This window comes from Streptococcus sp. CCH5-D3, from assembly GCF_001556435.1.
Taxonomy (GTDB): Bacteria; Bacillota; Bacilli; order Lactobacillales; family Streptococcaceae; genus Streptococcus.
In genome coordinates, this window is record NZ_LSIW01000172.1 from 32,245 (window position 1) to 56,282 (window position 24,038).

A 24,038-nucleotide genomic window follows, 5' to 3' on the forward strand; every position below is an offset into this window, starting at 1 on the left:
ATGCCTTGGACCATTAACTATATATTCGTTTTGATTGGGACCTTTTTGATTGCCATTGTGACGACCCCATTGGTACGCTCTTTGGCCTTACGTGTCGGAGCTGTTGACAATCCCAATGCAAGACGTATCAATAAAAAGCCCATGCCTAGTGCTGGCGGTCTAGCTATTTTGTTGGCCTTTGTACTAGCGACCTTGGTCTTTATGCCTATGATTATCCATAAGGATATCTGGCATGTTTCTTACATTAGGTACATCTTGCCGGTTGTTGTGGGGGGATCTGTCGTAGCTCTGACGGGCTTCATTGATGATATCTTGGAATTAAAGCCTCTACCTAAGATGCTTGGTATTGTTATTGGAGCTGTTATCGTTTGGGCTTTTACAGACTTCCGATTTGATAGCTTTAAGATTCCATTTGGTGGTCCCATGATTCATTTTGGGCCAGTCCTGACCTTGATTTTAACGGTGTTATGGATTGCGGCCATCACCAATGCCATTAATCTGATTGATGGTTTGGATGGCTTGGTTGGAGGAGTTTCTATCATTTCCCTTATGACTATGGGGGTGATTTCTTATTTCTTCCTCTATGATACTGATATTTTCTTGACCATGACCATCTTTGTCTTGGTGGCTGCCATTATGGGCTTCTTCCCTTACAATTATCATCCAGCGATTATCTATCTAGGTGATACGGGGGCGCTTTTTATTGGCTTTATGATTGGTGTCTTGTCATTGCAAGGATTGAAAAATGCAACCGCAGTAGCTATTTTGTCACCTGTTATTATCCTTGGAGTGCCTATTGTCGACACAGTGGTAGCCATTGTCCGACGTAAATTGTCAGGGCGACCAGCCATGGAGGCTGACAAGATGCACTTGCATCATCGTCTCCTAGCCATGGGCTTCACTCATCGAGGAGCGGTTCTGGTGGTTTATGCCATCGCTATCCTCTTTTCATTGATTGCCCTCTTGTTAAACGTTTCCAGTCGTCTCGGTGGTATTCTCTTACTCTTGAGTTTGATTTTGGGAATGGAAATTCTGATTGAAGGGCTTGAGATTTGGGGCGTTGGTCGAACACCTCTCTTCAATTTCCTAAAATTTATCGGGAATAGCGATTATCGTCAAGCAACCATGTTAAAATGGAAGCAAGGGCGAAAAAATTAAACATTTGAAAAGCCAAGTAATGGCTTTTTTGTTATAATGATTCTAATTAAGGAAAATGGAAGTTCTCTTTTTATTTTCCAGAAAATAGTAAGACTATTTTCAAAAAAATAATGCAAATTAGCGAGCAAGTGCTCGCTGTATATATGAAAAAAGGAGTATACAATGTCTGTACTTGAAATCAAAAATCTTCATGTTTCTGTTGAAGATAAAGAAATCTTGAAGGGTCTTAATTTGACTCTTAAAACTGGTGAAATTGCTGCTATCATGGGGCCTAACGGAACTGGTAAATCTACCCTTTCAGCTGCTATCATGGGTAACCCAAACTATGAAATCACAGAAGGGGACATCCTTTTTGATGGCGAAAGCATCCTTGATTTGGAAGTTGACGAACGTGCACGCCTAGGTCTTTTCCTTGCTATGCAATACCCAGCTGAAATCCCAGGAATCACAAATGCTGAGTTCATCCGTGCGGCTATGAACGCTGGAAAAGAAGATGACGAAAAGATTTCTGTTCTTGATTTCATCACTAAGTTGGATGAAAAGATGGAATTGCTTGGTATGCGTGAAGAAATGGCTGAGCGTTACCTTAATGAAGGTTTCTCAGGTGGTGAGAAAAAACGTAACGAAATCCTTCAATTGCTCATGTTGGAACCTAAGTTTGCTCTTCTCGATGAGATTGACTCAGGTCTTGATATTGATGCCCTTAAAGTGGTTTCAAAAGGGGTTAACGCTATGCGTGGCGAAGGCTTCGGTGCTATGATTATCACTCACTACCAACGTCTCTTGAACTACATCACTCCAGATGTCGTACACGTAATGATGGAAGGTAAAGTGGTTCTTTCAGGCGGTCCTGAATTGGCTGCTCGTCTTGAGCAAGAAGGTTATGCGAAAATCGCTGAAGAGCTCGGTTACGAGTACCACGAAGAAGCGTAAGTCTGTTACTCGAAATAACTAGAAAAGGAGTAACCTATGTCAAAAGAATCTATTATCGCTTTTTCACAAGCAAAGGCAGAGCCACTTTGGTTGCAAGACCTTCGTCAAGCAGCCTTTGATAAGCTTGAAAGTTTGGCTCTTCCAAAAATTGAGCGTGTTAAATTCCACCGTTGGAATCTCGGTGATGGAACGATTACTGAAAATGAACCATCAGCAAATGTGCCTGATTTTACAGCGCTTGGAAACAACCCTAAATTGGTCCAAGTAGGAACAAATACTGTACTTGAACAATTGCCAGCTGACTTGATTAGTCAAGGTGTGGTCTTCACAGACCTTACGACTGCTCTTGAGGAAATCCCAGAAGTCGTTGAAGCCTTCTTTGGTAAGGCTGTAGCCTATGACGAGGACAAATTGGCAGCTTATAACTATGCCTATTTCAATAGTGCAGCAGTCCTTTATGTACCAGATAATGTTGAAGTTGACTTGCCAGTTGAAAGCTATTTTTACCAAGATGGAACTTCAAATGTTCCATTTAACAAACACGTTTTGATCGTGGCTGGTAAAAACAGTAAATTGACTTACCTTGAGCGCTTTGAAACGCTAGGTGAAGCGACTGAAAAAGCTAGTGCCAATATTTCAGTTGAAGTCATTGCTCAAGACGGTGCACAAGTCAAGTTTGCGGCTATTGACCGTTTGGGTGAAAACGTCACAACTTATATTAGTCGTCGAGGTCGTATCGGTCGTGATGCCAGCATTGACTGGGCTCTCGGGATCATGAACGAGGGCAATGTTATTGCTGACTTTGATAGTGACTTGATTGGCAATGGAAGTCATGCCAACCTTAAAGTTATTGGTCTTTCATCAGGTCGTCAGGTTCAAGGGATTGATACTCGTGTGACGAACTATGGTAACAACTCTGTGGGACATATCCTCCAACATGGTGTTATTTTGGAACGTGGTACTTTGACTTTCAATGGTATTGGTCACATTGTCAAAGGTGCTAAGGGTGCTGATGCACAACAAGAAAGCCGTGTGCTTATGCTTTCTGACAAGGCACGTTCAGACGCCAACCCAATCCTCTTGATTGACGAAAACGAAGTTACAGCAGGACATGCTGCTTCAATCGGTCAGGTAGATCCAGAGGATATGTATTACCTTATGAGTCGTGGACTTGATCAAGACACTGCAGAACGTTTGGTTATTCGCGGTTTCTTAGGAGCAGTTATTACTGAAATCCCAGTTAAAGAAGTGCGCGATGAAATGATTTCTGTAACTGATACAAAACTAAACAAACGTTAGGAACTATCGACACAGATAGTCTAACCTATGATATATCTAGATAGGGAGATAAGATGTCAGCTTTAGATGCCTATAAGATTCGACAAGATTTTGCCATTTTAGATCAGGTAGTTAATGATGAACCTTTGGTATACTTGGATAATGCAGCAACGACTCAGAAGCCTCAAGTAGTTTTGGATACTCTCATGGCCTACTATCATGAGGACAATGCCAATGTTCACCGTGGTGTGCACACTTTGGCTGAGCGTGCAACAGCTGCTTACGAAGCTAGTCGTGAAAAGCTTCGTCAGTTTATCAATGCTAAATCAACCAAAGAGGTCCTCTTTACACGTGGAACGACAACTGGTCTTAACTGGGTTGGTCGTTTTGCAGAGCAGGTTCTTGAGCCAGGAGATGAGGTGGTTATTTCAATTATGGAACACCACTCGAATATCATTCCTTGGCAGGAAGCTTGTAAGAAGACGGGGGCTAAACTTGTTTATGCCTACTTGAAAGATGGCCAATTGGATATGGAAGATTTGGCCAACAAGATTACTGAAAAGACAAAATTTGTCAGTCTAGCTCAGGTCTCTAACGTTTTAGGCTGCATCAATCCTGTCAAAGAAATTGCCAAGCTCGCCCACCAAGTTGGTGCCTATATGGTGGTGGATGGTGCCCAATCGGCGCCCCACATGGCCATTGATGTTCAGGATTTGGATTGTGATTTCTTTACCCTTTCTGGACATAAGATGTTAGGTCCAACAGGGATTGGGGTTCTTTATGGCAAGGAAGAGATTCTTAACCAGATGAATCCTATTGAATTCGGTGGTGAGATGATTGATTTTGTTTACGAACAGGAAGCCACTTGGAAGGAATTGCCTTGGAAATTTGAGGCTGGTACACCTAACATTGCGGGGGCTATTGCTCTTGGTGCTGCTGTGGACTACCTCTCTGCTTTAGGTATGGAAAATATTCATGCTTACGAGCAAGAATTGGTAGACTATGTTTTGCCTAAGCTTCAGGCGATTGATGGTCTGACAGTCTACGGTCCAGAAGATCCTACTCAGCATGCAGGTGTTATTGCCTTTAATATTGATGGGCTTCACCCTCATGATGTGGCGACAGCTCTTGATTATGAAGGAGTGGCAGTGCGTGCGGGTCACCACTGTGCTCAGCCTTTAATTAATCATTTAGGAATCTCATCAGCTGCCCGAGCAAGCTTCTATATTTACAATACCAAAGAGGATTGCGACAAGCTTGTAGAGGCAATTCTTGCGACGAAGGAGTTTTTCAATGGCACTCTCTAGACTAGATAGTTTATATATGGCTGTTGTGGCCGATCACTCTAAGAGCCCTCACCATCATGGTGTCCTACCTGATGTGGAGCAACTTCAACTAAATAATCCGACTTGTGGAGATGTTATCAATCTGTCAGTCAAATTTGATGGTGACGTGATTGAAGACATTGCCTTTGCTGGTGATGGTTGTACCATTTCTACAGCTTCATCAAGTATGATGACGGATGCAGTTATTGGAAAAACCAAGGCAGAGGCTTTGGAGCTAGCGGAGATTTTCTCTCTTATGATTCAAGGAGATCATAAAGATAAAGATAAGCTAGGCGAAGCCAAGCTCTTGGCGGGGGTTTCTAAATTTCCACAACGTATCAAATGTGCAACACTCTCTTGGAATGCCCTCAAAAAAGCCATAGAGAGAAGCGAGCTTTAGGAAGTCAAGGAGCAGTTAGTCTCCTTGACCAAGCAAAAAGGAAAACGAATCAAACCTTTAATAAAGGAAAATACTATGACTGAAACAAATGAAAAAGTAGAACCAAAACCCATTGATTTGGGGGAATATAAATACGGTTTCCATGACGATGTGACACCAGTCTTTTCAACAGGAAAAGGAATCAGCGAGGATGTGGTCCGTGCCATGTCTGCTGAAAAAGGGGAGCCTGAGTGGATGCTTGAATTCCGCTTGAAATCATTGGAAACCTTTAACAAAATGGCCATGCAAGAGTGGGGACCAGACCTTTCTGGTATTAACTTTGATGACTTGACATATTTCCAAAAAGCATCAGACAAACCTGCTCGTGACTGGGAAGACGTTCCTGAGAAAATCAAGGAAACTTTTGAACGTATTGGTATCCCAGAAGCAGAGCGTGCCTATCTTGCTGGAGCCTCAGCTCAGTATGAATCAGAAGTGGTTTACCACAACATGAAAGAAGAGTATGACAAGTTGGGTATTATCTTTACAGATACGGACTCAGCTCTTAAAGAGCATCCAGAGCTCTTCAAGAAGTACTTCTCAAAACTGGTTCCGCCAACAGACAATAAATTTGCGGCCCTTAACTCTGCCTTCTGGTCAGGTGGTACCTTTATTTATGTACCTAAAGGTGTCAAGGTGGATATTCCGCTTCAAACCTACTTCCGTATCAATAACGAAGCGACTGCTCAGTTTGAACGTACCCTTATCATCGTTGATGAAGGTGCCAGCGTTCACTATGTTGAAGGATGTACAGCGCCAACATACACAACGGCTAGCCTTCATGCAGCCATTGTTGAAATCTTTGCACTTGATGGTGCCTACATGCGCTACTCAACTATCCAAAACTGGTCAGATAGCGTCTACAACTTGGTAACTAAACGTGCTACCGCTAAGAAAAATGCGACTGTTGAGTGGATTGATGGTAACCTTGGGGCCGAAGTCACTATGAAGTACCCATCTGTTTACCTTGATGGAGAAGGTGCGCGTGGTACCATGCTTTCAATTGCCTTCGCCAATGCAGGTCAACACCAAGATACAGGGGCTAAGATGATTCACAATGCACCGCATACATCATCATCTATTGTTTCTAAATCAATCGCTCGTAACGGTGGTAAGGTTGACTACCGTGGACAAGTCACTTTCAACAAGGATTCTAAGAAATCGGTATCTCACATCGAATGTGATACCATCTTGATGGATGACTTGTCTAAATCAGACACTATCCCATTCAACGAAATCCACAACTCACAAGTTGCCCTTGAACACGAAGCTAAAGTTTCTAAGATTTCTGAAGAGCAACTCTACTACCTCATGAGCCGTGGACTCTCAGAACAAGAAGCAACAGAGATGATTGTTATGGGATTTGTGGAACCATTCACCAAAGAACTTCCAATGGAATATGCCGTTGAGCTTAACCGCTTGATTAGTTATGAAATGGAAGGATCAGTTGGGTAAAAACTCTGATAATCTAAAGGGACCAGATGGTCCTTTTTGTTTTGCATGAAAAATCGAGAAATGAGCTCTAGATAACTGTTAGGAACAGAGTAATTGCAAAGTGTAGAAAGCGTTTACAACTTTTATTTAAAAAGATATAATAGATTTGAATAGCAAGTAATGGAGGGGACTAATATGGGAGTGTATAACAGTGACTGGCTACTCAATCAAATTCGAGGAACAGCTAATGTGGTCAGTAAGGCTTTTAAATTTGAGACTCTGGATATTGATTTAGGTCAGGTGGAGGACGAGCAAGGTCACACGATTGATGGCAATGACTACATTGACGACTTGTTAATCCATGAACAGTACGATCAGGCAACTACCTTCATTCATAGTCAACTCAAGCGTTTGACGACTAATGACTATAACCTCCTTGTCAGTGTCTATATGGAGTATTTGGAGAATTTGCCACCTGTAATAAGGCAGAAACACCATTTTGACGATAGAAAAATAGCAAGTTTGAGGGAAAAACTGTCCGAATTTTCATGGTAATTTGGTAGAGAGTGTGGAAGAGAAACGCCGAGCGTTTACGATTTTTCCACCCTCTTTTTTGTGTTATAATAGAATCACTATGGATAAATTAATTAAAACAATTTCAGAATCAGGTTCTTTCCGTGCTTATGTTCTTGATAGCACAGAAACTGTTAGAACCGCACAAGAAAAACACAATACATTGTCATCATCAACAGTTGCTTTGGGACGTACCCTTATTGCCAACCAAATCTTGGCTGCTAACCAAAAGGGTGAGAGCAAAATTACGGTTAAGGTTATCGGAAATAGCTCTTTTGGGCATATCATCTCTGTAGCTGATACCAAAGGACATGTTAAGGGCTACATCCAAAATCCAGGTGTGGACATCAAGAAAACAGCTACTGGTGAAGTTTTGGTGGGTCCTTTCATGGGACAAGGACAGTTTGTCTCAATCATCGATTATGGAACTGGTAATCCTTACACATCATCAACACCACTTATTTCTGGTGAAATTGGTGAAGACTTTGCCTACTATTTGACAGAATCTGAGCAAACGCCATCTGCTGTTGGTCTTAATGTACTTCTTGACGAAGAGGACAAGGTCAAGGTTGCTGGTGGTTTCATGCTTCAGGTCTTGCCAGGAGCTAGCGAGGAAGAAATCGCTCGTTACGAAAAACGCATCCAAGAGATGCCAGCCATTTCAACGCTTTTGGAGTCTGATGACCATATCGAAGCCCTCTTGAATGCCATTTATGGGGATGAACCTTTCAAACGTTTGTCTGAAGAGGAGCTTAGTTTTGAGTGTGATTGCTCACGTGAACGTTTTGAAAATGCCCTCTTGACGCTTGGTAAGGATGAACTTCAAGCCATGAAAGACGAGGACCATGGGGCTGAAATCGTCTGTCAATTCTGCCAAACAAAGTATGAATTTTCAGAAGCTGACTTGGAGGAACTCATCAATGACTAAACTTAATTCGTCCTTCATGATTGGAAACGTGGAGATTCCTCATCGTACAGTACTAGCTCCTATGGCAGGTGTGACTAACTCGGCTTTCCGTACTATTGCCAAGGAATTTGGTGCAGGTCTCGTGGTTATGGAGATGATCTCTGAAAAAGGGCTCCTATATAATAATGAGAAGACCCTTCACATGCTTCATATCGATGAGAATGAGCATCCAATGTCTATCCAGCTTTTCGGTGGTGATGCTGAGGGCTTGAAGCGTGCAGCGGACTTTATCCAGACTAATACCAAGGCTGATATCGTTGATATCAACATGGGTTGTCCAGTCAATAAGGTCGTCAAAAATGAAGCGGGTGCCAAGTGGCTCAAGGATCCAGACAAGATTTACCACATCGTCAAGGAAGTAACATCAGTACTTGATATTCCTTTGACTGTTAAGATGCGTACAGGTTGGTCAGACAGTGATTTGGCTGTGGAAAATGCTCTTGCGGCTGAGTCTGCAGGTGTTTCTGCCCTTGCTATGCACGGTCGTACTCGTGAGCAGATGTACACAGGTCACTGTGATCACGAGACTTTGGCCCGTGTTGCTAAGGCTATCACTAAGATTCCATTTATCGGAAATGGTGATGTTCGTAGCGTTCAAGATGCCAAACTCATGATTGAAGAACTTGGTGTAGACGCCGTTATGGTGGGTCGTGCAGCTATGAACAATCCTTACATCTTCACGCAAATCAACCACTTCTTTGAAACGGGAGAGGAGTTGCCAGAGCTTCCATTTGATAAGAAATTGGACATCGCTGAAGACCACCTCAAACGTTTGGTAGACCTTAAAGGTGAAAAGATTGCTGTTCGTGAATTCCGCGGTCTTGCACCACACTATCTTCGTGGAACAGCCGGAGCAGCCAAGGTTCGTGGAGAAGTCTCACGTGCCGAGTCTGTGGCTCAGGTCGAAGAAATCTTTGCAACTTTACGATAAATCTATATATGATAAAAACTTAACCAGCTTGGTTAGGTTTTTATTTTACCCTTATTCTTCCTTGATAGTGATGATAGCCCATCACCAATCTTTTTCTTGGTCCTCCCTTGCAAAACCTTGGTATTTTCGATATAATTAACTGGTTAAGTAAATGGAGAAAGCAATGCTAGAACTAGAAGAACAAGTAAATCAATTGATTAATCAGATTTTGCTCAAGGCTGAAAATCAGCATGAGCTCCTCATTGGTCAGTGCCGTAGTCAGGTTAAGTTGACCAATACTCAGGAGCATATTCTCATGCTTTTGTCTGAGGGACGAAAGACCAATTCTGAGTTGGCTAAGACCCTCAATGTTAGCCAGGCTGCTGTTACCAAGGCAGTTAAAACCTTGGTCAAAGAGGGCATGTTGGAGGCTAAGAAAGATAAGGATGATGGGCGCGTGACCTACTTTGTCTTGACACAAGAAGCTCAACCCATAGCCCAAGAGCATGAGGAACACCACCAAGAGACCTTGGGGGTCTATCGGTCTGTATTGGATCAGTTCGATAATCAAGAGCGTCAGGTGATTGGACGTTTCTTGACAAAATTAGCAGAAAAAATCGAGGATTAAGATGCGCTATATTACAGTTGAAGGACTGAGCTTCCAGTATGATTCGGAGCCTGTTCTGGACAATATTCACTATCATTTGGATTCTGGGGAGTTTGTGACCCTAACTGGGGAAAATGGAGCTGCCAAGTCAACGCTTATTAAGGCTACCCTAGGAATTCTCAAGCCTAAGAAGGGAACTGTAACCATCTCTGAAACCAATAAAGATGGTAAAAAGCTTCGCATGGCCTATCTTCCACAGCAGATTGCCAGCTTTAATGCAGGTTTTCCAAGCACGGTCTACGAGTTTGTTAAGTCTGGCCGTTATCCTCGCCAGGGCTGGTTCCGTCGTTTGACTAAGCACGACTTGGAGCATGTTCAACGTGCCCTTGAGTCTGTAGGAATGTGGGAAAATCGTCACAAGCAAATTGGTCATCTCTCAGGTGGGCAAAAGCAACGTGCCGTTATTGCTCGTATTTTTGCCTCGGATCCAGATATCTTTGTCTTGGATGAGCCAACGACGGGTATGGATGCAGGAACAGCCAATACTTTCTATGAACTCATGCACCACTCGGCTCACAAGCATGGCAAGTCTGTCTTGATGATTACCCACGATCCAGAGGAAGTCAAGGAGTACACAGACCGTAATATTCATCTAGTTCGTAACCAGAAATTGCCTTGGCGTTGTTTCAATGTCCATGAAAAGGATGGAGAGGAGCACAAACATGATTAGTGAATTATTAGCCTATGATTTTATGCAACGTGCTATTCTCGCCGTGATTGCTATCAGTATCTTTTCGCCAATTTTGGGGCTTTTCTTAATTCTTCGTCGTCAGAGTCTGATGAGCGATACCTTGAGTCACGTGTCCCTAGCTGGGGTGGCTGTTGGGATTTTCTTGGGACAATCAACCACTTGGATGACCCTTGTGGTTGTGGTTATTGCCGCTTTGGTTTTGGAATATCTCAGGGTCAGTTACAAGCATTATATGGAGATTTCAACGGCTATCCTCATGTCAATGGGATTGGCAGTGGCTCTTATTCTTAGTAACAAGGCAGGTAGCAGTAGCATGAGTCTAGATAGCTATCTTTTCGGTTCTATTATCACGATTAGCTCAGAGCAGGTGCGTGCCCTCTTTGTCATTGCGGCTATTGTACTGGTCTTGACTCTACTCTTTATTCGTCCTATGTATCTTTTGACCTTTGACGAGGATACCGCTCATGTGGATGGCTTGCCAGTTCGTCTTATGTCCCTCCTCTTCAATATTGTGACTGGGATAGCGATTGCCCTAATGATTCCAGCAGCAGGATCACTTTTGGTTTCTACCATCATGATTCTTCCGGCAGCGATAGGTATGAAAATAGGTCAAACCTTCAAGTCTGTCATTTTCTGGGCTATTGGTATTGGTTTGATTGGTATGCTCTCTGGTATCTTTATTTCCTATTATTGGGAAACACCAGCCAGTGCAACTATCACCCTTATCTTCATCGCCTTCTTTGGTCTGGTATCCATCTTTGAACCTCTCTTAAAAGCAGAATAAATAATAGAAGAAAAGGGCTTGAGAAATCAAGCTCTTTTTGTGATATACTAAAGTGGTTTTTGAGACTCGGTTAAAAAATATTGGTGGCTTTGGAGTCTGAAAAAATCAGTCAAATTTTTCTATTGTCCACCATAAATCGCATCAGTAACAAAAAGGAGAAAACATGGAAATCTTTTTAACGAGTATATCGGGCATTCTAGTCATCTTGGGTATGATTTTAGTGGGATTCGTTATGGGTGAAAAAGGCTGGTTTGATGACAAGTCACGTGGTCTGATTGCAAAGTTAGTTACTCAAATTGCCCTGCCTTGTTACATGCTCTACACCATCACACAACGCTTTACAGCAGCAGATTTACTTAAAATGTTGCCAGATTTGCGTTTTCCTGCACTTTCCATGGTGATTTTACTTGGGATTGCGACAGCGGTGGCTAGCATTTTTGCAGTGAAAAAGGAGCGTCGTGGCCTCTTTATTTCCATGTTTTTTAATTCGAATACTATTTTTGTGGGGCTCCCTATTAATCAAGCCCTTTTCGGCGATGCTAGCATTCCCTACGTTCTTATCTATTATATGTGTAATACGACATTTTTCTGGACCTTGGGAACTTACCTTATTCAGCGAGATGGGGAGGGAGAGGCAGAATTTGATTTAAAAACAAGTCTGAAAAAGATCTTCTCACCCCCCTCTAATGGGCTTTATGCTGGGGCTTGTTATCGTTATTCTTCATATTAAATTACCGGTCTTTCTGGCCAGTGACTTGCAGTATTTAGGTAGCTTGACAACTCCTTTATCTATGATTTTCATCGGTTTGTCGGTATCCAATGCAGGTGTGAAACAACTCATTCTAAAAAAAGATCAACTATTGATTCTTTTAGGGCGCTTTGTAGTTGCTCCTCTCTTGATGGCTGCCATTGTTTACTGGGCACCTCTCCCAACTTTGATGAAACAAGTTTTTATCATCCAGTCTGCCATGCCTGTCATGACCAATGCTCCTGTTGTTGCTAAACTCTATGGAGCTGATAGTGATTACGCTGCTGTTATGGTTACTGAGACCACCCTTGCAACCATGGTTGTTATCCCAATTTTGATGGTTCTGATGGCTTGAAAATAATCAAGTAACCCCTGTTTTTCTGGTTTTTTTTAAATTTGTAAAAAAATTCAAAAAAAGTTTACGAAAACGCTTTACAAATCCTAAAAAGATGCTATAATAATTACATAAGTTATGCAAGCGTTTGCATCAAACGTAGGAGGAAATGAAATGAATAAGCTAAAAGAAAAATTTGGCTTTGAGTTCTGGCAAAAATTCGGTAAAGCCCTCATGGTTGTTATCGCGGTTATGCCAGCAGCAGGTCTCATGATCTCACTCGGTAAAACAGTTGCCATGATTAATCCAAACATGGCACCGCTCGTTATTACTGGTGGATTTCTTGAGCAGATTGGTTGGGGGGTTATCGGTAACCTTCACATCTTGTTCGCCCTTGCCATTGGTGGTAGCTGGGCTAAGGAACGTGCAGGCGGTGCCTTTGCGGCAGGTCTTGCCTTTATCTTGATTAACCGTTTGACTGGTTCAATCTTTGGTGTTACTTCAGATATTCTTGCTGATAAGGCTGCTACAGTCCACACCATTTTTGGTCAATCAATCAAGGTATCTGATTACTTCATCAGTGTTTTGGAAGCTCCAGCCCTCAACATGGGTGTGTTCGTAGGTATCATCTCTGGTTTCATCGGAGCTACTGCCTTCAACAAATACTATAACTTCCGTAAATTGCCAGAAGCTTTGTCATTCTTCAATGGTAAACGCTTCGTACCATTCGTAGTTATTCTTCGTTCAGCTATCGCAGCTATCGTCCTTGCTATCGTATGGCCAGTTATCCAATCAGGAATCAACGGCTTCGGTATGTGGATTGCCAACTCAAAAGAAACTGCTCCAATCTTGGCACCGTTCTTGTTCGGTACTTTGGAACGTCTTCTCTTGCCATTTGGTCTCCACCACATGTTGACTATCCCAATTAACTACACTCAATTGGGTGGTACTTACCACGTATTGACTGGTGCCGCTAAAGGTACTGAAGTATTGGGTCAAGACCCACTCTGGCTTGCTTGGGTTACTGACCTTGCAAACCTTAAAGGTGCACACCCAGAACAATACAAACACCTTCTTGAATCTGTTACACCAGCCCGCTTTAAAGTTGGTCAAATGATCGGTTCATTCGGTATCTTGATGGGTATCGTCGTAGCCATCTACCGTAACGTCGATGATGATAAAAAACATCAATACAAAGGGATGTTGACTGCAACTGCACTTGCAACATTCTTGACAGGGGTAACAGAGCCAATCGAGTACATGTTCATGTTCGTGGCTACTCCACTTTACATCGTTTATGCTTTGGTACAAGGATGTGCCTTTGCCATGGCTGATATCGTTAACCTTCGTGTTCACTCATTCGGTTCTATCGAGTTCTTGACACGTACACCACTTGCTATTAACGCTGGTTTGGCGATGGATATCGTTAACTTCATTTGGGTAACTGTACTCTTTGGTGTTATCATGTTCTTCATCGCGAACTTCATGATTAAGAAATTTGACTACGCTACACCAGGACGTAACGGTAACTATGAGCAAGGTGATGATGCTCCATCAGAATCTGCTGGATCAGCAAGTGCTGGAACAAGCTCAGCAAGCTCACAAGTTATCAACATCATCAACCTTCTTGGTGGACGTGCTAACATCGTCGACGTTGACGCATGTATGACTCGTCTCCGTGTTACTGTTAAAGATGCTGATAAAGTCGGAACTGAAGAACAATGGAAAGCTGAAGGAGCTATGGGTCTTGTCATGAAAGGACAAGGGGTTCAAGCTATCTATGGTCCTAAAGCAGACGTATTGAAATCTGATATTCAAGACGTTCTTGATTCAGGTGAAGTTATTCCTGAAACACTTCCAAGTCAAATGACTGCTGTTCAAAAAGCAGAAGCTACCTTCAAAGGTGTGACTGACGAAGTACATTCAGTTGCTGATGGTCAAGTTATCAACATCGAAGATGTTAAAGACCCAGTATTCTCACAAAAAATGATGGGTGACGGTTTCGCTGTAGAACCAGAAAACGGTAAAATCGTTTCACCAGTAGCTGGTAAAGTGACAAGCATCTTCCCAACTAAACACGCTCTTGGTTTGGTAACAGACAATGGTCTTGAAGTTTTGGTTCACATCGGACTTGACACTGTTAGTCTTGAAGGTAAACCATTCGACGTTAAAGTTACTGAAGGTCAAACAGTTGCTGCAGGTGATCTCTTGGTTGAAGCGAACCTTGATGCTATCCGTGAAGCAGGTCGTGAAACATCTACAGTTGTTGTCTTTACAAATGTAGATGCAATCAAATCAGTTAAAGTAGAACATACAGGTAAATTGGCTGCTAACGCTCCAGTTGCAAAAGTAGAACTTTAATTTGCTAAACGATAAACAAGCAGACAGCCCTTGGGCTGTTTTGTTTGTAAATGACCCTATGTCATTTCTAGATGCAAGTCAGAAGAGGGATAAACTTATGAAATTTCTAACTTTAAATACCCACAGTTGGATGGAAGAAGATGCAGAAGGGAAATTCCAAACCTTAAAGGAACAGATTCTTAAAGCTCAGTATGATATTATTTGCTTCCAAGAAGTTAACCAAGAAATAGAGACTTCTGTTGTAGACACGGATGATTACTATCATGCACTTCCATCAGCAACACCAATCCACCAAGATCACTTTGTCCGTCTTCTTGTGGAAAAGTTGGCTGAAGAAGGTCTTCAATACCATTGGACTTGGGCTTATAATCACATTGGTTATGATCACCTTAATGAAGGGGTTGCCGTCTTGTCACGTCAACCATTGACAGCTAGCGAAATCTTGGTTTCAGATGTTGATGATCCAACTGACTACCATACACGCCGTGTAGCAGTTGCTGAAACCACTGTAGATGGCCGAGAAGTGGCTGTTGCTAGTGTTCACCTTTCATGGTGGGACAAAGGTTTCCAAGAAGAGTGGGTACGTATTGAGGAACGTTTCAAAGCTATTGGAAAACCACTCATCCTAGCAGGTGACTTTAACAACCCAGCAGGTCGCGAAGGTTATCAAGCCATTTTGGCTAGCCCACTCAATCTTCAAGATAGTTTTGAAGTAGCTAAAGAAACAACTGGTAGCTATACAGTTGGACCTGGTATCGATGGCTGGAAGGGCAATGAAGAGCCTTTACGTATCGATTATGTCTTTGCAAGCCAAGAGTGGACAGTAAATCGCCTTAGTGTCATTTTTGATGGAAACAATCAACCTCTAGTAAGTGATCACTATGGCCTTGAAGCAGACCTTGCATTTAGATAGTAACTGTAGCCTATCTTGACCTAATAAGGGTAAAAAGTATTGTCAAAAGATAAATAAAAGAGTAGAATAAAGGGTAGAATTGATTTTTTTAAAGGAGAAACTAATGGCTCATATTACATTTGATTATTCAAAAGTATTAGACAAATTTGTTGCACCACATGAAGTGGAATACATGCAAGCACAAGTTACAGCAGCAGATAATGCTCTACGAAACGGAACAGGTCCCGGAGCAGAAATGACAGGCTGGTTGAATCTGCCTGAAGAATATGATAAAGATGAATTTGCTCGTATTCAAAAGGCGGCTGCTAAAATCCAATCTGATAGTGAAGTGTTAATCGTCATCGGTATTGGAGGATCTTATTTAGGGGCACGTGCAGCGATTGATTTCTTGAATAATTCTTTTGTAAATCTACAAAGCAAGGAAGAACGTAAGGCACCTCAAATCCTCTATGCTGGAAACTCTATCTCATCAAGCTATTTGGCTGATTTGGTAGACTATGTATCAGACAAAGATTTCTCTGTCAACGTTATTTCTAAGTCAGGAACAACTACAGAGCCTGCTATTGCTTTCCGTGTCTTCAAAGAACTCTTGGTTAAGAAGTATGGTCAGGAAGAAGCAAATAAACGGATTTATGCAACTACAGACCGCGCTAAAGGTGCAGTTAAGGTTGAAGCAGATGCTAATGGCTGGGATACTTTTGTAGTGCCTGATAGTGTTGGTGGTCGTTTTACAGTATTGACAGCAGTGGGACTCTTGCCAATCGCAGCTGCAGGGGCTGATATCAGCAAGTTGATGGAAGGAGCAAATGCTGCTCGCAAGGCTTATGCTTCTGATAAGTTGGCTGAAAATGAAGCATATCAATATGCAGTTGTACGCAATATCTTGTACCGTAAAGGTTATCTGACAGAAGTTCTAGCTAACTACGAACCATCATTGCAATACTTCTCAGAATGGTGGAAGCAATTGGCTGGTGAGTCAGAAGGTAAAGACCAAAAAGGTATTTACCCAACTTCAGCGAACTTCTCAACAGACCTGCACTCTTTGGGGCAATTTATTCAAGAAGGAACTCGTATCCTCTTTGAAACAGTTATTCGTGTAGATAAGCCTCGCAAAAATGTGTTGATTCCTGAATTAGCAGAAGACTTGGATGGCCTTGGCTATCTGCAAGGAAAAGATGTTGACTTTGTCAATAAGAAAGCAACAGATGGAGTGCTGTTAGCTCATACAGACGGCGGAGTGCCAAATATGTTTGTGACCCTGCCTGAGCAAGATGAGTTCACTTTGGGCTATACTATTTACTTCTTTGAGTTAGCTATTGCTCTTTCTGGCTACCTGAATGGTATCAATCCATTTGACCAACCAGGTGTGGAAGCATACAAGAAGAATATGTTTGCCTTGCTTGGTAAACCAGGCTTTGAAGAGCTTGGTGCTGAGTTGAATGCACGTCTTTGATTCTCATATGCTTTGAGTTCATTTAGAATATAAAAAGATCCACAAGTTCATTTCTAGTGGATTTTTTAGTACAAGCCTCTTAATTAGTTTATTAATTTTTTGAACAGTGTAAAAAAGAGTGTCTTAATTCTTTTATGAAAGCGCTGTATAATTGCCTTGTAAATAAAATTTGAGAGGTATCAAAATGAATGATTGGTTAGACATTAAAGGCAAAACAGTTCTTGTGACGGGTGCGTCATCTGGGATTGGTAAGGCAATAGTCGAAGAATTGTTGGAATTAGGAGTCAATGTAGCGAATTTTGATCTTAGCGACAACGATTTGCGTCACCCGAATCTATTATTTGTAAAAGTTGATGTAACTTCTCGCTCTGAAGTAGAAGCAGGAGTCGCTAAAATAGTTGAAAGATTTGGCAATATTGATGCGGTAGTCAATAATGCGGGGATTAATGTACCTAGATTATTAATCGATGCAGAAAATCCTAAAGGTCCTTACGAGTTGGACGATGAGACGTTCGAAAAAATAACAATGATTAATCAAAAAGGTTTGTATTTGGTTAGTCAGGCAGTAGGACGTATTTTAGTGAAAAATGGAAAAGGTGTAATTGTGAACATGGCTTCAGAAGCAGGCTTGGAAGGTTCTGAAGGACAAAGTGCCTATGCTGCAACAAAAGCAGCAGTCTATAGTTACACTCGTTCATGGGCGAAAGAGCTTGGTAAGCATGGTGTACGTGTGGTTGGAATTGCTCCAGGAATTATGGAAGCTACGGGACTTCGAACTCTTTCTTATGAGGAAGCTCTTGCTTATACCCGTGGAAAGACGGTAGAAGATATTCGAGCTGGTTATGCTTCAACCTCAACGACTCCATTGGGACGGAGTGGGAAACTACGTGAAGTAGCTGATCTTGTAGCGTTCTATATTTCAGACCGTTCTAGCTATATAACAGGTGTCACTACAAATATTGCCGGAGGTAAAACTCGCGGATAAAACAATGAAGGTGGGGAAGAGAGTTGACCTTAGTAAATCGATGGTATAATATTTTAGACAAAATGGTTTCGCAGCCAACTTATTCCTTGGTAGATATGCGCTCAGAACTGGATATTAGTTTGCAAACCTTGCAAAAGAGTATCCAACAATTAAATGATGTTTTGGCTCCTAATATCCAGATTATCTCACAAGATGATCTGTTAATGTTGGAAGTGTATGACTATACAGAGTTGGAAAGGATTTTATCTGGTAGTTTAAAACAGGAGAGTGACTTCAATTCTTCCAGTAAAAGAATTGCCTATTTGCTAAAACGTTTAATTGAGTCAACCTCCCCTCTTCTTATTGACGACTTGGCTGAGGAAGTAGGTGTTAGTAGAAGTACCCTTAATAAGGATTTAAAACAAGTAAAATCTTTGGCAGAGAGTTACTCTATTACTATTTCAGGAAAGCCCAACCGTGGGCTGGAGGTCTTGGGGAGCGAGCTGAATTTGCGCTTGCTCTATATTCACCAAGTGGCTCCTTACTTTGAAGAAAGGACACTCACTGAGGCAACCTCTTCTTTTCTGGAGACGCTAGTCCAGGACTATAAAATCCCTAAAGAAACACAGGAACTCCTTCGAAAGACCATTTCAATTATGGTGGAACGTATTCATACATCTAAGGTGTTGAATTGTCCTATTCCTTATTATAAGAATGATTTAACAGAGACACCTTTGGCTGAGAAATTAATCTATCATATTGAGATGACTTATAAGATTTCCCTCAGTCAGTTTGAAATAGACTTTTTGTGTTTTCCGTTTAATGTCCGTTTTATTGACACTTTAAGCAAGCCGTCTTATCAATCTGAACAGGTTGCAAACATTTTTCAAGGGATTGTCAAGAAAGTCAAAGAAACAATGTTGGTTCACTTTGATGATGAAGAATTATTTGAAGAAATAAAGTCTCATCTAGGCGCTTTAATCAATCGACTGATTTTCCATGTGCAAGCTAATGATATATTTCATGGCGAGGTTCAAACTCAATATCCTTTTGCTTTTGAAATGGCGAAAATTGCTGGAGAAGAACTATCTGCAATTTTGGGTTCAGAATTGGAATTATCTGAAATCGGATATCTGGCTTTGTATTTTGAAATGATTTTAAGAAAGCAAAATTCTGCTGTTAAGGGTTCTCGCAAGCAGATAGCTGTAGTTTGCACAACAGGAAGAGGAACCGCTGCGATGATTATTCAGCAACTCAGACGAGTCCTTGGAAATGATGTAGACATTACTCAGTATTCTGAAGAGGATTTTAATGTGGAATTGAATCAGGACTATTTCGCGATTTTTACGACAGTTCCTCTAAAATATAAAGATTCTAAATCTCCAGTCATTCAAGTTAATCATCTTTTTGATGATCAATGGCTGCAGGAAGAATGGCAGAAAGCCAATGCTTTTCATCAAAAAAAATCTAGAAACAGTTAGCTTACGCTTTCTTCGATTAAGCCCCCAAAAAACCTATCAGCAATACTTGCTAAATATGGTTGCAGAGTTAGGGAAACTTCAGATGATTGATAAAGGTTTTATAGAACGGATAATTGATAGGGAGAAAAAGCAATCAACCATTTTTGGTGGAGGAATTGCCTTCCCCCATACAATTAACCAGGGTTATGCAAAGACTATTTTAATGTTTGGAAAACTAGAAGAGCCTTATCAAAAAGGAGATGAATGGATTGAATTTATCTTTCTAGTCGCCATTCCCTCAGAAATTGAAACAAAAATGGAAAGTGAATTACTGGAATTGTATGATGATATTTTTAGAATTGCAGGAGAGCCTTCTCTGAAAGAGGCATTGAGATCGGTAGAAACAGAGACAGAGTTTCTATCATTTTCTAAGAGCAAAGGAGTATTTTAATGAATTCGCTAATAATTTTCGCCGTATTTGTAATGGCAGCTTATATATTTCAAATGTTCCTCGGCTGGCAGCAACTCAAAGACTTCAATAAGACCTATACGATGCTCCGAAAACTGGGTCGCGTAGCGATTGGCAGGAAGTCCGGAAGAATCAAATCCGGTACGATTGTCATGTTCGCGGTTGATGAAAACGGTCGGGTTCTTAAAGCTAGCAAAATGCAAGGAGTCACAATCTTAGCGCGTTTTCAAAATATGGACGATTATGTTGGAGAAGACATCCATTATTTTGACAAGTATAATCCTCTTGTGAGAAAAGAAAATAAGTTGATGCAATCAGCCATAGAAGATGCTAGAAAAGTCTATCTTTTGCATGAGGCAGGTATTGAGAAAGAGACAAGTTCATCTGATTCTTTTTTGGGATTTGGCTTTTATGCGAATTACTTACAATTATCTATTAAACAGTTATTAAAAAAAAATAAGAAAAGGGGTTCCTTATGAATCACATTACAAAATTTGCAGAGAATTTTATGAAACTCTTCCAATTAGGTGGAGAAACCTTTATTAGCTGGATGACAAATATTGTACCGCTTGTCCTAATGCTATTGATTGCAATGAATACCCTTATCGCTTTCTTGGGAGAAGAGAAGGTCAATTCCCTGGCTAAGATTTCTGCCAAAAATCCTGTTAGCCGGTATATGATTTTACCTTTCATTTCAGCCTTTATGCTGGGGAACCCGATGTCAATCAGTATGGGACGTTTTTTACCAGAATATTATAAACCTAGTTTTGTAGCAGCTCAGATGCAGTTCTGCCACACTTCAAATGGTGTATTTCCGCATATCAATCCTGGGGAATTGTTTGTATGGATGGGAATCGCGACAGGGATTCAAACTTTAGGCTTGAGTCAAATGGACTTAGCCATTCGTTACATGCTTGTTGGGATTGTCATGAACTTTGTAGGTGGCTGGGTAACAGATTTTACAACTGCTTATGTTGCGAAACAGCAAGGGGTTACCTTGAGTAAAACATTTGATTGATAGAAAGAGTGAATTTATGTCATATAAGAGTATAAAAGTTGTTAAAGGAAATGGCGGTTTCGGAGGACCTTTGGTCATTACTCCTAGTGAGGCAAAGCATAAATTTATCTATATCACTGGCGGCGGAGAAAAGCCAGATATTGTGGATAAAATTGCTGATTTGACAGGTATGGAAGCTGTTAATGGATTTAAAACATCTATTCCTGATGAGGAAATTGCTTTGGCAATTGTAGATTGTGGCGGAACTCTTCGCTGTGGAATCTATCCTAAGAAGGGGATTCCGACGATCAATATTGTCGCTACAGGTAAAAGCGGACCTCTAGCTCAGTATATTACAGAGGAAATCTATGTATCAGCAGTTGGTCTTGATCAAATTTCCGCTGCTAATGAAGATGAAAAAGCGACAACGGTGGTTACTGAAAAACCAACTTACGATACTAGTAAAAAAATCACAGAACAAAAAGCAGAAACAAGTATTGTAGCAAGAATTGGGATGGGGGCTGGTAAGGTTGTTGCGACTTTCAACCAGGCTGCTCGTGAAGCCATCCAAACAATGCTCAATACTATTATTCCTTTCATGGCCTTTGTTTCTTTACTAATTGGGGTTATTCAGGGTTCTGGTGTTGGAAATTGGCTGGCAAAACTAATGGTTCCTCTAGCTGGGAACATTTGGGGACTCATTTTGATTGGCTTTATCTGTTCCTTGCCATTCTTATCTCCTTTGTTGGGCCCTGGAGCTGTTATCAGTCAGATTATCGGAACCTTAATTGGAGTCGAAATCGGAAAAGGAAATATTCCGCCTCAAATGGCTCTGCCAGCTATATTTGCTATCAACACTCAAAATGGCTGTGATTTCATTCCTGTAGCACTTGGGCTATCTGAGGCGAAAGCTGAAACTGTTGAGGTTGGTGTCCCTTCTGTTCTCTATTCACGTTTTCTCAATGGTGTTCCTCGGGTCTTAGTAGCTTGGGTCGCTAGTATTGGTCTTTATCAGTAGAGCATGGTTAGGTTGTGCACACATATAAAAAATAGTATCTTAAACTTATCTATTAGGAACATGAAAGATTAGAGAAAGGATGGATCGGAATTAGATGAAGAAAATTTTTGAAGCTAAAGTAATTCAAGTGGGACCTGAAGCTCAGAATATGATTCAAGACGCTAATATGCTCATTTTATTTGGAGAAGAAGCTCCGGGAGACTTAGCAGAGTATTGTTTTAAGATTGATAACAAAAATCTGCTAGGTTCAATACTAGAAGGCGGCAAGCTGGTGGTAGATAATCAGGAATATTCGATTACTGCCGTGGGAAATGTAGTAGAAAAAAATTTAACTGGACTGGGCCATATCACTATTTCTTTTGATGGTTCAAAAGAGGGCAGTCTGCCGGGCACTCTCCATGTTGCAGCAGACCAAGCAGTAGTAATTGAGAAAGGTTCTACCATTCAGATTTTCTAAGTAGCTCAAGTAGGATAGAAAATCAAATCCTGTAAACTATCAAAGCAGCAGCCTAAAACTAAACGCAGCCTCCCTTAGGGGAGGTTCGGATTGAAGACAAAGTCCTTAGAAGACACTTTTCTAAGGGCTTTTCTTTTTGTAAAGTTGTATAATAGAGGTAAGAAAAGTTGTGAGGTGCTAGCTATGTTTCACAAAGAAAAACCTGATTATCATCGCTGCCAATATGGCTTCTATACGATAGACGAATTGGTCCCAGAAGATCACTTTCTTCGCCAATTGGAATCAGAGGTTGATTTCGACTTTATGATACTGTCAATAATTTTGTGTAAACACTCAAGTAGAGTTATAGAGTGCTAATCAAATAAGCTTTCAAGTGTGTCAGAACATTGTCCAAACCCTTTATGGATTCGTTGACTTTGCTTGAAATTATAATCTTCAAACAAAGTAACTAAGTAACGTTCCAGAGCCTCCTCGTTAGGAAAAAGAACCTTCTTTTTCGTTTGACGTTTGATTTCTTTGTTAAGAGACTCAATGAGGTTTGTCGAATAAATGCTGTGCCAAATTTGATAGGGAAACTGAAAAAAAGTTAAAAGATTATCCGTTTTCTCCAGGCTTTCCGTGACTTTCCTATACTTTGGTTTCCATTCGGCGATAAAGTCCTCTAAAGCTTGTACTGCCATTTCTAAATTTTCAGCACGATAAATCATTTTAAATTACCCCAGAATAACCGCTCGATCAGATCGTTTCACCCTACTAGCCAGATTTCGACTAATATGAATCAAGCAACGTTGTTGTTTAGCTAATGGGTAAGCCTGACTGATAATCTGCTCAAGCCCTTAGAATCACAAAAACAACTAGATAGCTTACGAGTACGTAAAACAGATAAGATTGACGCTGAAAAACTAGCTACGTCTCAGTTCATCCTCAATCGTAAACCAAGCTATGTCCAAGAAGTGCTTTATCAAGAATTACGCGACCTCAGCCATTTCTATCAGAATCTTACTGGGGATATTTTCTGCGCTAAAAATCGTCTGCACAAGGTTCTACAGGTCTCTTTTCCTGAATTGTAAAACATCTTATCTTCACCAACTGTGGGAACAATATTGGAACTTGGTCATGACTTTTCCATGTAATAGTTTTGTACTGGAGTTAGATGACGCCGAATTAACAGCTATCATCCGTCAGTCTACGGCAAAACGCATCTCTGAAAAACGTGTGACTTACTTAGTAGATAAGCTTACAAAACTAGCTAATCAGTCTTATTGTGAGGTCAAGAAAACCTCTCCAATGATGGAAGAGATCAAATACTATGCAGGGGAGTTACTTAGGCTTTCTGAATATAGACAAGGCGTTTTAGAGGAGATGGTAACTTTGGCTCAACCTTTGCCAGAATACGAGATTCTTCTCTCTATTCCTGGAATCACTGAAACCACAGCGACAAGTATTATTGGCGAACTTGGTGACATTCGTCAATTTCATTCTGCCAATCAAATCAATGCTTTGATCAGCATTGACCTCAGCCACTATGAATCTGGGGACTTTCTAGCAAAGGAACATATCACCAAACGTGGGAATCCCTATGCCATAAAGGTTCTCTTTAAGTGCATTCATAACATAGCTTCAGCTGGCTACACCAATCCTTGTCATATAGCAGACTTCTATGAGAAACGGAAAAGACAATCGCAAGTGACTTCAACCAAACCAC

20 protein-coding genes and 4 pseudogenes are annotated in these 24,038 nt (G+C 41.1%); 23 read left to right on the forward strand and 1 reads right to left on the reverse strand.

All coding sequences use genetic code 11. The features are described from left to right. From AX662_RS09920 to AX662_RS10025, 22 genes and pseudogenes are all read left to right on the forward strand, one after another. Window positions 1-1,158, forward strand: a complete 1,158-nt coding sequence (locus AX662_RS09920; RefSeq protein WP_014633818.1) for a glycosyltransferase family 4 protein — start codon at window positions 1-3, stop codon at window positions 1,156-1,158. A 162-nt stretch (window positions 1,159-1,320) separates the two neighbouring features. Next, window positions 1,321-2,091 carry a Fe-S cluster assembly ATPase SufC gene (gene sufC, locus AX662_RS09925; protein WP_002883600.1) on the forward strand — a complete coding sequence of 257 codons (771 nt, stop codon included), beginning with the start codon at window positions 1,321-1,323 and terminating at the stop codon, window positions 2,089-2,091. A 36-nt stretch (window positions 2,092-2,127) separates the two neighbouring features. Then, a complete protein-coding gene (sufD, locus tag AX662_RS09930) occupies window positions 2,128-3,390 on the forward strand; it encodes a Fe-S cluster assembly protein SufD (protein ID WP_060972350.1) in 1,263 nt (420 codons plus the stop codon). Between the two features lie 53 nt (window positions 3,391-3,443). After that, window positions 3,444-4,676 (forward strand): cysteine desulfurase, encoded by a 1,233-nt coding sequence (locus AX662_RS09935; RefSeq protein ID WP_060972351.1) that lies wholly within the window; start codon window positions 3,444-3,446, stop codon window positions 4,674-4,676. Then, on the forward strand, window positions 4,663-5,094 hold the full coding sequence (sufU, locus tag AX662_RS09940) for a Fe-S cluster assembly sulfur transfer protein SufU (RefSeq protein ID WP_060972352.1): 432 nt from the start codon (window positions 4,663-4,665) through the stop codon (window positions 5,092-5,094). Before AX662_RS09935 ends, sufU begins: the two co-directional genes overlap by 14 nt. Before the next feature lie 75 nt (window positions 5,095-5,169). Further along, complete coding sequence (sufB, locus tag AX662_RS09945; RefSeq protein ID WP_002883666.1) at window positions 5,170-6,588, forward strand: Fe-S cluster assembly protein SufB; 1,419 nt, start codon at window positions 5,170-5,172, stop codon at window positions 6,586-6,588. 174 nt (window positions 6,589-6,762) lie between these two features. Beyond that, window positions 6,763-7,122: a hypothetical protein gene (locus tag AX662_RS09950; RefSeq protein WP_002886442.1), complete on the forward strand. Its 360-nt coding sequence runs from the start codon at window positions 6,763-6,765 to the stop codon at window positions 7,120-7,122. A 79-nt stretch (window positions 7,123-7,201) separates the two neighbouring features. Beyond that, window positions 7,202-8,068: an Hsp33 family molecular chaperone HslO gene (hslO, locus tag AX662_RS09955; RefSeq protein WP_002883609.1), complete on the forward strand. Its 867-nt coding sequence runs from the start codon at window positions 7,202-7,204 to the stop codon at window positions 8,066-8,068. Beyond that, the gene (gene dusB, locus AX662_RS09960; RefSeq protein ID WP_002883588.1) at window positions 8,061-9,038 is read left to right on the forward strand and encodes a tRNA dihydrouridine synthase DusB; all 978 of its coding nucleotides are present in this window, start codon (window positions 8,061-8,063) and stop codon (window positions 9,036-9,038) included. Before hslO ends, dusB begins: the two co-directional genes overlap by 8 nt. Window positions 9,039-9,201: 163 nt before the next feature. Next, on the forward strand, window positions 9,202-9,645 hold the full coding sequence (locus AX662_RS09965; RefSeq protein ID WP_038675197.1) for a zinc-dependent MarR family transcriptional regulator: 444 nt from the start codon (window positions 9,202-9,204) through the stop codon (window positions 9,643-9,645). Between the two features lies 1 nt (window position 9,646). Next, the gene (locus AX662_RS09970; RefSeq protein WP_038675201.1) at window positions 9,647-10,354 is read left to right on the forward strand and encodes a metal ABC transporter ATP-binding protein; all 708 of its coding nucleotides are present in this window, start codon (window positions 9,647-9,649) and stop codon (window positions 10,352-10,354) included. Next, a complete protein-coding gene (locus AX662_RS09975) occupies window positions 10,347-11,159 on the forward strand; it encodes a metal ABC transporter permease (RefSeq protein ID WP_049529339.1) in 813 nt (270 codons plus the stop codon). The genes AX662_RS09970 and AX662_RS09975 overlap by 8 nt, the downstream gene beginning before the upstream one ends. Window positions 11,160-11,322: 163 nt before the next feature. Next, window positions 11,323-12,262 (forward strand): annotated as a pseudogene (locus AX662_RS09980) (AEC family transporter). A gap of 153 nt (window positions 12,263-12,415) precedes the next feature. Beyond that, window positions 12,416-14,602: a PTS transporter subunit IIBC gene (locus tag AX662_RS09985; protein ID WP_049529337.1), complete on the forward strand. Its 2,187-nt coding sequence runs from the start codon at window positions 12,416-12,418 to the stop codon at window positions 14,600-14,602. Window positions 14,603-14,699: 97 nt separating this feature from the next. Then, window positions 14,700-15,515, forward strand: a complete 816-nt coding sequence (locus AX662_RS09990; RefSeq protein WP_037600399.1) for an endonuclease/exonuclease/phosphatase family protein — start codon at window positions 14,700-14,702, stop codon at window positions 15,513-15,515. Window positions 15,516-15,618: 103 nt separating this feature from the next. Further along, window positions 15,619-16,968: a glucose-6-phosphate isomerase gene (locus tag AX662_RS09995; protein ID WP_022496539.1), complete on the forward strand. Its 1,350-nt coding sequence runs from the start codon at window positions 15,619-15,621 to the stop codon at window positions 16,966-16,968. 184 nt (window positions 16,969-17,152) lie between these two features. Further along, window positions 17,153-17,953: an SDR family oxidoreductase gene (locus tag AX662_RS10000; RefSeq protein WP_022496540.1), complete on the forward strand. Its 801-nt coding sequence runs from the start codon at window positions 17,153-17,155 to the stop codon at window positions 17,951-17,953. 62 nt (window positions 17,954-18,015) lie between these two features. Next, a pseudogene (locus tag AX662_RS10005) lies at window positions 18,016-19,843 on the forward strand (BglG family transcription antiterminator). Next, window positions 19,843-20,340, forward strand: a complete 498-nt coding sequence (locus AX662_RS10010; protein ID WP_022496542.1) for a transcriptional regulator GutM — start codon at window positions 19,843-19,845, stop codon at window positions 20,338-20,340. Before AX662_RS10005 ends, AX662_RS10010 begins: the two are co-directional and overlap by 1 nt. Next, window positions 20,337-20,879, forward strand: coding sequence for a PTS glucitol/sorbitol transporter subunit IIC (gene srlA, locus AX662_RS10015; RefSeq protein WP_022496543.1), 543 nt, complete (start codon window positions 20,337-20,339; stop codon window positions 20,877-20,879). The genes AX662_RS10010 and srlA overlap by 4 nt, the downstream gene beginning before the upstream one ends. A 16-nt stretch (window positions 20,880-20,895) precedes the next feature. After that, on the forward strand, window positions 20,896-21,876 hold the full coding sequence (srlE, locus tag AX662_RS10020; RefSeq protein ID WP_022496544.1) for a PTS glucitol/sorbitol transporter subunit IIB: 981 nt from the start codon (window positions 20,896-20,898) through the stop codon (window positions 21,874-21,876). A gap of 94 nt (window positions 21,877-21,970) precedes the next feature. After that, complete coding sequence (locus tag AX662_RS10025) at window positions 21,971-22,333, forward strand: PTS glucitol/sorbitol transporter subunit IIA (protein ID WP_022496545.1); 363 nt, start codon at window positions 21,971-21,973, stop codon at window positions 22,331-22,333. Between the two features lie 353 nt (window positions 22,334-22,686). Here AX662_RS10025 and AX662_RS10035 read toward each other — a convergent pair. Beyond that, window positions 22,687-23,169: pseudogene (locus AX662_RS10035) on the reverse strand (transposase); the annotation flags it as partial. On the opposite strand from AX662_RS10035, the pseudogene AX662_RS10040 reads away from it, so the two are divergent. Then, window positions 23,161-24,038 (forward strand): annotated as a pseudogene (locus AX662_RS10040) (transposase); the annotation flags it as partial. The pseudogenes AX662_RS10035 and AX662_RS10040 overlap by 9 nt on opposite strands.